This window comes from Mesorhizobium sp. P171375 (assembly GCF_057786075.1).
Genome location: NZ_JBYNWF010000001.1, coordinates 33786 through 46667 on the forward strand (window position 1 = coordinate 33786; position 12882 = coordinate 46667).

The 12882-nt window shown below is 64.1% G+C and carries 10 protein-coding genes; 7 read left to right on the plus strand and 3 right to left on the minus strand.

Annotation, left to right across the window (positions count from 1 at the left end; all coding sequences use genetic code 11):
* Positions 1-28: 28 nt before the first annotated feature.
* The gene (argJ, locus tag ACYHH6_RS00170; RefSeq protein WP_112562280.1) at positions 29-1270 is read right to left on the minus strand and encodes a bifunctional glutamate N-acetyltransferase/amino-acid acetyltransferase ArgJ; all 1242 of its coding nucleotides are present in this window, start codon (positions 1268-1270) and stop codon (positions 29-31) included.
* A gap of 168 nt (positions 1271-1438) precedes the next feature.
* Between argJ and ACYHH6_RS00175 the strand changes: the two genes are divergently transcribed.
* The 3 genes from ACYHH6_RS00175 to ACYHH6_RS00185 all read left to right on the plus strand — a co-directional run bounded on the left by ACYHH6_RS00175 (position 1439) and on the right by ACYHH6_RS00185 (position 4379).
* Entirely contained in the window at positions 1439-2668 is a 1230-nt protein-coding gene (locus ACYHH6_RS00175; protein ID WP_352585489.1) for a caspase family protein, read from the plus strand.
* Between the two features lie 157 nt (positions 2669-2825).
* Positions 2826-3416, plus strand: a complete 591-nt coding sequence (locus tag ACYHH6_RS00180) for a TetR/AcrR family transcriptional regulator (protein WP_352585831.1) — start codon at positions 2826-2828, stop codon at positions 3414-3416.
* A gap of 18 nt (positions 3417-3434) precedes the next feature.
* Positions 3435-4379: a glycosyltransferase gene (locus tag ACYHH6_RS00185; protein WP_352585488.1), complete on the plus strand. Its 945-nt coding sequence runs from the start codon at positions 3435-3437 to the stop codon at positions 4377-4379.
* A gap of 73 nt (positions 4380-4452) precedes the next feature.
* Here the strand turns inward: ACYHH6_RS00185 and ACYHH6_RS00190 are convergent, their stop codons facing one another.
* A complete protein-coding gene (locus tag ACYHH6_RS00190; RefSeq protein ID WP_112562277.1) occupies positions 4453-5370 on the minus strand; it encodes a peptidylprolyl isomerase in 918 nt (305 codons plus the stop codon).
* A 243-nt stretch (positions 5371-5613) separates the two neighbouring features.
* Between ACYHH6_RS00190 and secA the strand changes: the two genes are divergently transcribed.
* Entirely contained in the window at positions 5614-8346 is a 2733-nt protein-coding gene (gene secA, locus ACYHH6_RS00195; protein WP_352585486.1) for a preprotein translocase subunit SecA, read from the plus strand.
* Between the two features lie 235 nt (positions 8347-8581).
* Here the strand turns inward: secA and ACYHH6_RS00200 are convergent, their stop codons facing one another.
* The gene (locus ACYHH6_RS00200; RefSeq protein WP_352585484.1) at positions 8582-11170 is read right to left on the minus strand and encodes an ATP-binding protein; all 2589 of its coding nucleotides are present in this window, start codon (positions 11168-11170) and stop codon (positions 8582-8584) included.
* Positions 11171-11410: 240 nt separating this feature from the next.
* Here ACYHH6_RS00200 and ACYHH6_RS00205 point away from each other — a divergent pair, with 240 nt between their 5' ends.
* The 3 genes from ACYHH6_RS00205 to ACYHH6_RS00215 all read left to right on the plus strand — a co-directional run bounded on the left by ACYHH6_RS00205 (position 11411) and on the right by ACYHH6_RS00215 (position 12643).
* Positions 11411-11683 (plus strand): DUF4242 domain-containing protein, encoded by a 273-nt coding sequence (locus tag ACYHH6_RS00205; protein WP_192258254.1) that lies wholly within the window; start codon positions 11411-11413, stop codon positions 11681-11683.
* Positions 11661-11966, plus strand: coding sequence for a hypothetical protein (locus ACYHH6_RS00210; protein ID WP_352585483.1), 306 nt, complete (start codon positions 11661-11663; stop codon positions 11964-11966). Before ACYHH6_RS00205 ends, ACYHH6_RS00210 begins: the two co-directional genes overlap by 23 nt.
* Positions 11967-12139: 173 nt before the next feature.
* Entirely contained in the window at positions 12140-12643 is a 504-nt protein-coding gene (locus tag ACYHH6_RS00215; RefSeq protein ID WP_352585481.1) for a hypothetical protein, read from the plus strand.
* Positions 12644-12882: the final 239 nt, after the last annotated feature.

Consider the following 12882-nt stretch of genomic DNA (forward strand, 5'->3'; position numbering starts at 1 on the left):
CTTGCCGGATGCCTGGAAGCCAATTCCATCAGCTCCGGTAATCGCCATTGATGGCGACATATTCCTTGGTGAGGTCGCAGGTCCACACCGTCGCCTTGCCGCGGCCGATGCCGATATCGGCGCGGATGCGGATGTCGTCGCGCTTCATATAGGCCGAGGTCGCTTCCTCGGAGTAGCCTGGATCGCGTTCGCCTTCATGCGCCAGCCGGTTGTCGCCGAACCAGATCGACAGAAGGTCGCGGTCGGCCGGTTCGCCGGCCTTGCCGACGGCCATGACGACGCGGCCCCAATTGGCGTCCTCGCCGGCAACCGCCGTCTTGACCAGTGGCGAATTGGCGATCGACAGCGCGATGCGCTTGGCCGAGCGCGCCGATTTCGCGCCAGTGACGGTGACTTCAACCTGCTTGCGGGCGCCCTCGCCGTCGCGCACCACTTGCAGCGCCAGAGATTTCAGCACCTTGCCAAGTGCGCGGCGGAAGGCGCCGAGGCGCGCATCCTTGGGATCGCTGATGGCGGGCGCGCCGCGCTTGGCGGCGGCACCGGTGGCGAACAACAGCAGCGTGTCGCTGGTCGAGGTGTCGCTGTCGACGGTGACCGCATTGAAGGTCTTGGCCGTACCGCGCGACAATAAATCCTGCAGCACCGGGGCGGCGATCGGTGCGTCGGTGGCGATGAAGGACAGCATCGTCGCCATGTCGGGCGCGATCATGCCGGCGCCCTTGGAAATGCCGTTGATGATGACGTCGGCGTCGCCAAGCTTGACCGTCGCGGTCGCCACTTTCGGATATGTGTCAGTGGTCATGATGGCCTTGGCCGCTTCGGTCCACAGGTCCGGCTTGCCGTCCTTGACCAGCCCGGCCAGCAGATGGCTGAATTTGCTGGTGTCGAGCGGCTCGCCGATGACGCCGGTGGAAGCGAGGAACACTTCGCCTGGCGTACAGCCTGCAGCCTTGGCCGCCGCCTCGCCGGTCAGTTGCGTCGAGGCGCGGCCCTTCTTGCCGGTGAAGGCGTTGGCGTTGCCGGAGTTGACGACCAGCACCCGCGCCTTGCCGGCGCCAAGGTTCTGCCGGCAGAAATCGACCGGTGCCGAGGGGCATTTCGATTTCGTGAACACGCCGGCGACAGCGGTGCCGGCATCGAAAACCATGGCCAAGAGGTCGGTGCGGTTCTTGTATTTGATCCCGGCCTCGGCGGTGGCGATGCGTACGCCCTCAATGGCAGGCATTTTGGGATATTTCTTCGGCGCGAGCGGCGAAATCGTTGCGGACATTGGAGACCTCGGGCGACGGAAAAACGCTGGGGAAGGCCGGTTTGCCCGATACCACGGCCCGGCGCAAGGGCGTTTTCTTGGCCGTCGGCGCCGGTAAGCCACCTTGGATTAAGCTTGCATTTCAAATCCGTTGGCGCCACCGGGGCCTCTGGCGTTATGATATCGGCCATGGGCAGGCTGGTTATCTTGGCGGTGGCGTTTATGGGCCTTTTGCTCCTGAGCGCCGATGCGCAGCCGGAACGGCGCGTGGCTCTGGTCATCGGCAACGGCACCTATGCCGAAGCCGGCACACTCACCAATCCGGTCAACGATGCGCTCGACATTGCCGGCAAGCTGCGCTCGATCGGCTTCGACGTCATTGAGGGCAACGATCTCGGCAAGCGTGAGCTCGAGCGCAAGATCGGCGAATTTTCCGATGCGCTGCAAGGTGCGGGCGTCGGGCTGTTCTATTATGCCGGCCATGGCCTGCAGGTCGAAGGGCGCAACTATATCGTGCCGGTCGACGCCCGGCTCGACATGCCGGTCAAGCTGCAGCTCGAAGCCGTGCCGATCGACGAAGTCCTCGACATCATGGAACAGCAGACCAAGGTCAGCCTGGTGTTCCTCGATGCCTGCCGCAACAATCCCTTCGCCCGCAGTCTGAGCCGCACTGCCACCACCCGCTCGGCGACCGCGCTTGCCGGCCTGGCGCAGTTCGATTCGACGCGCGGCTCCTTCATAGCCTTTTCGACGGCGCCGGGTGCTGTCGCCATGGACGGAACGGGGCGCAATTCGCCGTTTGCCGCCGCATTGCTGCGGCACATGGCCGAACCCGGCCAGAGCATTAACGACATGATGATCGCGGTGCGCCGCGACGTGGTTTCCGAAACCCGCGAGGGACAGCGCCCCTGGGAACAGGGTTCGCTGCTCGAGCGGTTTGAGTTCGTGCCTGGCGGTGAAGCGGTCGCGCAGCCGAAGCCCGCCGCCGCTCCGGCGCCCGAGACAAAGGTCGCGGCACTCGAACGCTCCGTCGGCGACGACAAGACCGCCATCGAGAAATTCCTGCGCGATGACTATCTGGCGCCCGATGCGGCGGCGATCCGCGAGACCGTCAAGCGGCTCTATGCCCCTTCCGCCACCATCTTCGGCACGCGCTACGACAGCGACGCCGTCGTCAAGCTCAAGACCGACTGGTTCGCGCAATTTGCATCCTGGTCGTTCAGTCTCGAGCCCGGCAGCCTCGACGTGACGCCGCAGGACGAGAACCGCGCCGAAGCCGTGTTCGCGATGAGCTATGACTATCAGCCGAAGGACAAATCGGTGGCGCGTATGACCGGCAAAACACGAGTCACCCTTGGGCTGGTGAAGAGCGACGGCCAATGGCGGATTGCCTCGGAAACCTCGCAAGCGATGAACTGATCGCCGCCGCGGGCGAGCTTCAGGCATGCGCCGCCCTACCCCCAAGCGTATCTGCTGCACTGCGATTCCCGACTTCGATAGTATCGCTTGAAACGGGCCGTTTCGTTTGACTGCCGGCTCACCTATATTGCCGGCGAAATTGTTGGCGAGGACAGACATGGGCGAGGATCCGGCGCGCAGATCGATCGGGGCGCGGCGAAATCCCGACAGCGCCGAGGCCATCCTCGAGGCCGCGGAAGCGGTGCTGGTCGAGGCCGGCTATGCCGGCTTCTCCATCGAAGCCGTCGCGCGGCGTGCACGCGCCGGCAAGCCCACGATCTATCGCTGGTGGCCGAGCAAGGCGGCCTTGCTGCTGGAAGTCTACAAGCGGCAAAAGCGCGTCGCCGTCCCCGATACCGGCAATCTCGAGGACGACCTCGTCGGGTTCCTGAGGAATCTCTTCGCGCATTGGCGCGACTCATCCTCGGGCAGCGTATTCCGCTCACTGATCGCCGAGGCCCAGTCGGATGAAGCGGCGGCGGCGGCCCTGACTGGCTATGCCGATGGGCGCCGGTCCCACACCGCCCGGATTATCGAGCGCGCCAGGGCGAGAGGCGAAGTCGCCGCCGACATCGATGCGGTACTGGTCGCCGATCTCGTCGCCTCCTATGCTTGGAAACATTTGCTGACCAACCGGCTCGACGAAGATGAGATGGCAATACACACCACGGTCGGTTATGTCCTGAGAGGGATCTCTCGCAATCGCTGACAATCGCCGGGGGGCGACTTGACCGAAATTACATCGCCTGTGCTGCCCGTCAGCCTGATCATCGTTTCCGACTATCTGACGCCGGATGGCGACGAGGAACTGCGCCGGGCAGTGCGCGCCTATGCGCAGGATGCACGCGGCGTTCCGGCTGAAATCATTCTCATGCTGCCCGAGGGCCATACCGCCGAGATTGCAGCCGAGTTTGACGGAAAACCGGCCTTCTCCTCCTCTTCGGTGATCGTCGCGACGCATGACAGCGACGAGTCCTCGCAACTGAAGGACGCAGCACTCGCCTATTGCCGCCATGACCTCGTCGCCGTGGTCGAGGCCGATTGCCTGACGCGGCCCGGATGGCTGGCGATCCTTTACGAAGCTGTCGTGAAAAACCCGAAGATCGATGCGATTTCCGGCCGCACCACTTACGGCAAGGACACCATGATGATGCGGGTGATGTCGCTGCTCGACCGCGGCTTCATTGAGCGCCGCAACCGCAACGGCCAGATCATCCATGTCAGCAACAATGGCGCTCTGTACCGGCGGCCGGTTCTCGAACGCTATCGCTTCGAAGCCGACCACGGACCTTTCGTCTCCTCGCATCTGCGGCAGCACGCAATGCTGAGGGATGGCGTGGCCATGGAGGTGGCCACCGAGGCGGTCTCGATCCACGCCTATGAGGGCCTGGGCTTCATCTGGGATGTCAGGCGCAACAAGGGCTACCAATACGCGCGCATGGATCTGCTGACGAAGGGCCGACGTTCGAGGCTGGGCCTCGCCTGGCGGGCGATAAAAACGTCCTTCAAGGAAAACCGCCAGACGGCGCAGGCCGTCGGCACGGCGTTTTGCCGCTGGACGGACTGGCCGCTGTTCTGGGCGATGATGCTTCTGGTGCGCATCCCCGAATTCACCGGTGCCCTCGCGGCAGGCGATCCGGCGGCGTTCAAGGCGTCCACCCATTATCGCTGACTTTCCGCCAGCCAAGGCTCAAAACGAAAAGGGCGCCAAACGGCGCCCTTTTGCGTGCTTTTCGAGGCGCGCCTTACTTGCCGGCTTCCATCGTGTCGACGGCCTTCTTCAAATTGGCGTCCGGGATTTCGACCTTGGCGGCGCCGCGCAGCTGCTTGACCAGCGCAAAATACTTGTCGCGGATGACCGCCTGCTTGGCCTGGTCCTTGACGTCGTCGAACGCCGGCGGCTGTTTGGTGCGCTTGTCCTCGAGCTTAATGACGTGCCAGCCGAACTGCGACTGCACCGGCTCCTTGGTGTATTTGCCGACGTCGAGCGCGAATGCCGCCTTGTCGAACTCAGGCACCATCTGGCCCGGGCCGAACCAGCCGAGATCGCCGCCATTGGTCTTGCCCGAGGGATCGCTGGTGTGCTCGTTGGCGAGCTTCTGGAAATCGGCGCCCCCGTCGAGCTGCTTGATGATCGCCTCGGCTTCTTCCTTCGTCTTCACGAGGATGTGACGGGCATGAACCTCATTGACCGGCGGCGTGCTGGCGATTTCCTGGTCGTAGCGGGCACGCACCTCGGCGTCGGTAACCTTGTCGACGACGCCCTTTTCGACCATCTCGCCATGCAGCGCGCGCTGCTGCAGGAACGCCATGCGGCGCTGGAATTCGGGATCCTTGTCGAGCCCGGTGGTGACTGCCTGGGCGGCCATGACGCGGATCTCGATGGCCGCGGAAAGGGCGGCGGCGCGGCGCTGCTCGGGCGGCAACTGCGCGAACTGCTGCGACAGCTCACCCTCGGCAAGCCCAAGGTCCGCCTCGGTCAGCTTCTCGCCATTGACGGTGGCGACGACCGCGTTGGGATCGACGGGTGCGGCGGCGGGCGCTGCAGCATCGGCCGGTGCGGGAGCGGCTTCCTGGGCCATGACAGGCGACAGCGAAAGAGCCGACAGGCCGAAGACCAGGCCAAGGCTGGCGAGCGACGCACGGCGAAACAGTAAGGACATCAAGATTAACTCCAAGGGGGATTGGTCGGGCTTGCAGATCAGCCGGATTGTGGCGGAATTTGGCGCTGCCCATAGGGCTAACGCGGCGTTGACATCAGTTGAGCCCCCTCTTATCTGTCCAACGACTTTGCGTCCAGAACCGTTTTCCGGGCGCTTTTTGCGTTTGTCTGCGTTTCACGCGGAATTGATGGGGCCGACCGGCGCTCATCTCAAGATTGAGAATTCTATCGAAAGGACCATTGGATGGTCAGTCTCGGCGGTCTCGCCCGTAAGGTTTTCGGCTCCTCAAATGATCGCCGCGTCAAGGCGACCCGGCCGCGTGTCGAGGCGATCAACGCCATGGAAAACGAGATGCGGGCGTTGTCTGACGCCGAACTTCAGGCGCGCACGGAAAAATTCCGCCAGGATATCGCCAACGGCGCCACCCTAGATGACCTGCTGATACCGGCCTTCGCCACCGCCCGCGAGGCGGCGCGCCGCGTGCTCGGCATGCGCCCCTTCGATGTGCAGTTGATCGGCGGAATGGTGCTGCACAATGGCGGCATCGCCGAAATGCGCACCGGCGAGGGCAAGACGCTGGTCGCCACCCTGCCCGTCTATCTCAACGCGCTGGCCGGCAAGGGCGTCCACGTCGTCACCGTCAACGACTACCTCGCCACGCGCGACTCCGAATGGATGGGCCGCGTCTATAAATTCCTCGGCCTTTCGGTCGGCGTCATCGTCCATGGTCTCTCCGATGAGGAGCGCCGCGTCGCCTACGCCGCCGATGTTACCTACGCCACCAACAACGAACTCGGCTTCGACTATCTGCGCGACAACATGAAGTACGAGCGCGCCCAGATGGTGCAGCGCGGCCACAATTACGCGATCGTCGACGAAGTCGATTCCATCCTGGTCGATGAGGCGCGCACGCCGCTGATCATTTCCGGTCCGCTCGAGGACCGTTCGGAAATGTACAACACCATCGACGCCTTCATGCTGCAGCTCGGCCCGGCAGACTACGAGATCGACGAGAAGCAGAAGACCTCGATCTTCACCGAGGAAGGCACCGAGAAGCTGGAAAACCTGCTGCGCGCGGCCGGCCTGCTGAAGGGCGAGTCGCTCTATGACGTCGAGAACGTCGCCATCGTTCACCACGTCAACAACGCGCTGAAGGCGCACCGGCTGTTCCAGAAGGACAAGGACTACATCGTCCGCAACGACGAGATCGTCATCATCGACGAATTCACCGGCCGCATGATGCCGGGCCGCCGCTATTCCGAAGGCCTGCACCAGGCGCTCGAAGCCAAGGAGCATGTGGCGATCCAGCCGGAAAACCAGACGCTGGCCTCCGTCACCTTCCAGAACTATTTCCGCCTGTACAAGAAGCTGTCCGGCATGACCGGCACGGCGCTGACCGAGGCCGAGGAGTTCGGCAACATCTACGGCCTCGAAGTCACCGAGATCCCGACCAATCTGCCGGTTATCCGCAAGGATGAGGACGACGAGGTCTACCGGACGGTCGAGGAGAAGTACAAGGCGATCGTCAAGGAGATCAAGGAAGCGCGCGCCAAGGGCCAGCCGACGCTGGTCGGCACCACCTCCATTGAAAAATCCGAGCAGCTGGCCGAGCGCCTGCGCAAGGAAGGGTTCAAGGATTTCGAGGTGCTGAACGCCCGCCATCACGAGCGCGAGGCGGCCATCGTCGCCCAGGCCGGCAAGCCCGGTGCCATCACCATCGCCACCAACATGGCGGGACGCGGCACCGACATCAAGCTCGGCGGCAACGCCGAGATGCGCATCGAGGACGAACTGGGCGACATGCCTGCGGGCCCCGAGCGCGAGGCGCGCGAAAAGGAAATCATTGCCGATGTCGAGCGCCTGAAGGACAAGGCGCTGTCCGCCGGCGGCCTCTACGTGCTCGCCACCGAGCGCCATGAATCGCGCCGCATCGACAACCAGCTCCGTGGCCGTTCCGGCCGCCAGGGCGACCCCGGACGCTCGAAATTCTTCCTGTCGCTGCAGGACGATTTGATGCGCATCTTCGGTTCCGAGCGCATGGATGGCATGCTGCAGAAGCTCGGCCTCAAGGAAGATGAGGCGATCATCCATCCGTGGATCAACAAGGCGCTCGAAAAGGCGCAGAAGAAGGTCGAGGCGCGCAACTTCGACATCCGCAAGAACCTGTTGAAATACGACGACGTGTCGAACGACCAGCGCAAGGTGGTGTTCGAGCAGCGCATCGAATTGATGGACGGCGAAGGCCTGTCCGAGACGATCGCCGAGATGCGCGAAGGCGTCATCGAGGAGATCGTCACCAAGAACATCCCCGAAAATGCCTATGCCGAGCAGTGGAACGTCGCCGGCCTCAAGGCCGAAGTCGCCGAATTCCTCAATCTCGATCTGCCGGTCGAGGACTGGGTCAAGGAAGAAGGCATTGCCGAGGACGACATCCGCGAGCGCCTGACCGAGGCCGCCGACGCCGCCGCCAAGGAGCGCGCCGAGCGGTTCGGCCCCGACGTGATGAGCTATGTCGAACGCTCGGTGGTGCTGCAGACGCTCGACCATCTGTGGCGCGAGCACATCGTCAATCTCGACCATCTGCGTTCGGTCGTCGGCTTCCGCGGCTACGCCCAGCGCGATCCGCTGCAGGAATACAAGGGCGAGGCGTTTGAGCTGTTCCAGGCGCTGCTCGGCAATCTGCGCCAGGCCGTCACCGCGCAATTGATGCGCGTCGAACTGGTTCGCCAGGCCGCCGAAGCGCCGCCGCCCGAAGCGCCCGACATGTTCGGCAGCCACATTGACGGCACCACCGGCGAGGACGACTTCCAAGGCGGCGAGACCGCACTTCTGGTCCGCCAGGAGAGCAACGCCATCGTCGCTCCCGAAGACCGCGATCCGAACAACCAGGCGACCTGGGGCAAGGTCGGCCGCAACGAAGCCTGCCCCTGCGGCTCCGGCAAGAAATACAAGCACTGCCACGGCGCGTTTGCTTGAAGGGCGTGAATTTCGATCGATAGGTCGGAGGGACAGCGCCCCCCTCTGTCCTGCCGGACATCTCCCCCACATGGGGGGAGATCGGCAGCTTCACTGACAGCGCCTTTTCTTCAACCTTGGTGATTGGCGAAAGCCGAAATCACGTCCAATCTCCCCCCTCGTGGGGGAGATGTCCGGCAGGACAGAGGGGGGCGCGAAGGATCGCGACCTCTCAGTTCACCCTTCCGAGCAACCCTCACAACAACCCTGAATCGCGCGCCGCGGCGGTCGCTTCGCCGCGCGACACCGCATCCAGCTTGCCCAGCACCGCCGAGACGTGGTGATCGACCGTCTTCGGCGAAATCGTCAACTGCTCGGCGATCCGCTTGTTGGACAAGCCGCGTTCGATCAGCTGCAGCACCTGCATCTGGCGCAAGGTGAGGCCGGCCACGTTGGCGCGTGTCGACCGGCGCGGGCCGCGGGCGATGCCGCCAATGCCGTTCTTGCGCATGATATCGCGCAGGCGCTGGGCAGCCGGCCTTGCCCCCAGGCCGTCAAAGATATCCAGTGCCAGCCGCTGCCCCTCTTCATCGCCAAGGATGAGCGCCAGAGCGCGTTCGTATGGCGCATTCAATTCGGCCCACAATGCCGAAGCCGAACGCCAGTCGCCGGTCAAAAGCAGTCGGTATGGGGTGGCCATATCGGCAGTATCGCCGGCCGGCATGTCCGGAGCGAGCAATGTTCGCCACAGCGCCAGCTCGCCGACATGGGCGCGCGAGCGCATCGGCGTTTCGGCGCGCGCGATCAGCGCCAGCGCCTCCTCTTTGTCGGTCAGCCCCAGCCATGCCTGCTCCGCCATCAGCGCTGCGTATGAACTCAGCATCTGCAGGTCCGCACCACTTCCGACGAACCGCGCCATTTCGGCAAACAAGGGCTCGGCCGACGGATCGCCGCGCCTCAGGCGCAATTTCGCCAACGCCAGCAGCGCCGGAAACCGACCCACGGTCGTTGTCCGCTCATTGTCGATGACGTCGGTCGCCGTTGTGGCGGCCTCGTCCCATTGGCCCTGGCGCAGCTGTACATCGGCCAGCATGCCCCTGAGATAGTCGCGCCATGTGCCGAGGTCGTTTTCGGTGCAATAGTGGATGCCGCTCTCAAGCACCGGCCGCGCCGCGTCGTAGCTCATCTGGGTGATCTCGAAGCAGGCGCGATTGGTGAAGGCGCGCGCGGCGTGTTCCTGGAAATTGCCCTGAAGTGCGATTTCGAGGCTTTGGTCGAGGCGCTGGCGCCCGGCAGCCGGATCCAGCCACTGCTCGACGCAGCCGACATTGTTGAGGGCATGCGAGGCGATGTCGGGCCGGTTCATGCGCCCGGCCAGCGCCGCCGCCTTCTCGCCATAGAACAGCGTGTCCTCCACCCTTTCCGACAGCATCGCCAGATGGGAAAGGTTCGAGTAGGCCATGGCGAGTTCCGGACCGGCGGGAGCAGCTTCCAGCATCGCCACTGCCTCGGCCCCGAAAGCGGCCGCCGCCTCGCGGTCGTCGCCCATTTCGCTCAGTCGGGAAAGCCATCTCAGGCTATCGCCTTCCTTCAGCCTGTTGCCGTTGGCCTGATGCAGTCGTCGTGCCTGTCCCTGCGACGCGAGCGCGTCGGCGATCTTGCCGATGAGGTGGCATTCGAAGGCATGTCTTTCGAAGAGTTCCGCACGTTCCGTGGCCGGCAGGCTGTCGGCCTGCTGCAAGGCGATCTCGTAGTAGCCGGCGGCATCGCGATGGGCGCCGACGCGCGACGCCTCGCGCGCGGCGATCGGCGCAAGTTCGCGCACCGCCGCCAGATTGTGGGCCTCGACCGCATGATGCACCAGGCGGCCGGTGGAGACGTCGCCATTCTCGAGCAGCGCAGCAAGGGCACGCTGGTTGAATTGCCGCCTGTGTGATGTCGTCAGCATCATTTCGATGGCGCGCCGCGCAATGTCGTGGCGAAAGGCGTAGCCATCGCCCAGATCATCGAGCAGACCATTGGCGACACACTCGGCCAGCTGGCCGGCGCTGGCGACGCCACACAGGCCCTGCAAAGCCCAGGCGTCGGCCCGCCGCGGAAACACCGACACCGCATCGAGCATCGCCCGGGCGCCAACCGAGAGCCGCTCGGCCCGCGCCAGCACGGCATCGCGCACGCTTGCCGGCAACGCCGTTTCGTTTTCGGCTGACAGCAATTCGGTGACGAAGAAGGCATTGCCCGCGGTCGCCCGGTAGATGGCATCGCCATCGCGGCCGGCCGCATCGGCAAGCGACAGCACCGCTGCCTCACTGAGCAGCGGCACGTCGATGCGGGCCACGCTGCTGGCCGGGATTTCGCCCAGCGCGCGGCGCACGCGTATCTGTCCTTCGCTGCGGTCGGTGCTCGCCGTGAGCAACAGCAGGATGTGGGTGTTGGCGATACGCCGGCCGAGGAAGCGCACGAAGTCGAGCGTCGCATCGTCGGCCCAGTGCAGGTCTTCGATCACAAGCAGGCTCGGCCCTTTCGCCGCAAATGCGTCGAGCGCATCGGAAAACAGCGGCAATCTCTGCCCATGCCGGGCGTCGATCGCGCGCGGCAGCGCCCATTGCGCCTCACGGGCCAGATCGTAGAGCGGCCCGAGCGGATCGGGGATCGACAGGTCCTCGCAAGCACTGCGCAACGTCGCCGCGATCTGCCCGACACGGGCCACGAACGCCTCGACAAGCGCCGTCTTGCCGGCGCCTGCCTCCCCCGCCAGCACCGCGACGCGGCCATGGCCGCCTATTGCATCGCCAAGCAAGGTCTCCAGCTGCTGCAGCTGCACCTGCCGTTCCAGAAGCATCATTGTCGTCTCGTATGATCGGAGTTTTCCCACCATGGCGGGCCGCTCACGATAGCCCGTGAAGAGAGCGCCGCAATGTGACTTTGCACACATTGCCGTGTCTCTTTCCACAAAGAACGACGCCAACATAGGGAATCGTCCCGCCCAATATGGGGAATCGTTCCGATGCGCGGGCCGGGCCGGCGTGGTCAACGTCCAGCCACGCTCCGATCGAGCGTGAATCAATGGAAAAGGAAGCCTTCCATGCCTCGCTATCTGATTGAACGCACATTTCCGGACGGCCTCAACATACCGATGACCGACATCGGCGCCACGGCGGTGGGCGGCGTCGTCATGCGCAATGCCGAAAAGGGCGTCACCTGGATCCAGTCCTTCGTCACGCCCGACAAGAAGCGCAGCTTCTGCATTTACGACGCGCCCTCACCCGAAGCGATCCGCAGCACCGCCCAGAAAAACTCGCTGCCGGTCGACAAGATCACGGAGGTGCGGGTTCTTGACCCTTACTTTTACCTCTGATCGCGCGCTCGGTCGCCACAATGATAAGCATCAAACTGCCCTTCGCGGCGTTGGCGAATTGCCTGATGGCCTGCCGGTCGGTGGAACCGAGCCTGTCCTGGGAAAGACCAGCCGGCCAACCTCCCTGCTCGGCCGCCTATGGCGGTTCGCGACGAAGCTGCCTGCGTATCTGCCTGAAAGGCGGCGCCTGCCCCCGGAAGGCGACTATCTGAGGAGCGACATCGGGCTCTCGGAACGGGAAGTTCCGCAGGAGTATTGGCAATATTACTTTTGGGATCGTTGATTTTGCACGGGTTTTAGCGGCGGCCGGAAGCTCGGCTACCGGAGTTGCATAACCATCACATGAACCGGGACGGACCAGTTCGTTCCCCCAAATCCTTGAACCAACGCCCCTGGCGTTTCGGCAGGCCCGATCGGCCGCCATCGCCTCGAGCGTCAACAAACGGACGGAAGACCATGACCACAACTCTTTGGACGACACGCTTTGCGGCCCTGGCCGCCATCTCGATCGCGGCCGGTGCTGCCGCCCAGGCACATGACGCCAATCCGCTGGCCGAAAAGGTGCGCGCCGCCAACAGCCGCTTCGAGAATGTGGCAGCCGCCACAGCCGAAGGTTACGCCCCGATCCCTTGCGCCAGCGGCATCACCGGCGGCGCCATGGGCATCCACTATGTCAACGGCGCCTATCTCAAGGACGATGCCGTCGATGTCGCCAAGCCCGAGGCGGTGATGTACGAGCCGATGGCCGACGGCAGCCTGAAGCTGATAGCGGTCGAATACATCACCTCGAAGGGCCCCGCCTCGCTCGAAGGCCAGCTGTTCAACTTCAACAGCGCCCCCAACCGCTACGGCCTCGGCCCGTTCTACGAACTGCATGTCTGGGCCTGGAAGCAGAACCCGACGGGCGCCTTCGCCGACATGAATCCGAACGTGTCGTGCGACGCAATGAAGGGAATGTAACCCTCCCCATGTGACACCTCGGGCACCGGACACACCCCGGTGCCTGGCCTTCCCCCTTGGCGGGGGGAGGGGCGAGCGCAACGCCGACCCGGCTCCCCAAGCTTCCCCGGCGTTCGCTCGCCTTTCGTTTTGCCACCGGCATACGATTGACGTACCTTGCACACGCGGCTGTCCTCGGCCCGTCGGTGCACCCGCACCTGCCCACCCTTTCTTAAGGTGTTTCGGATACACCCGAAGCC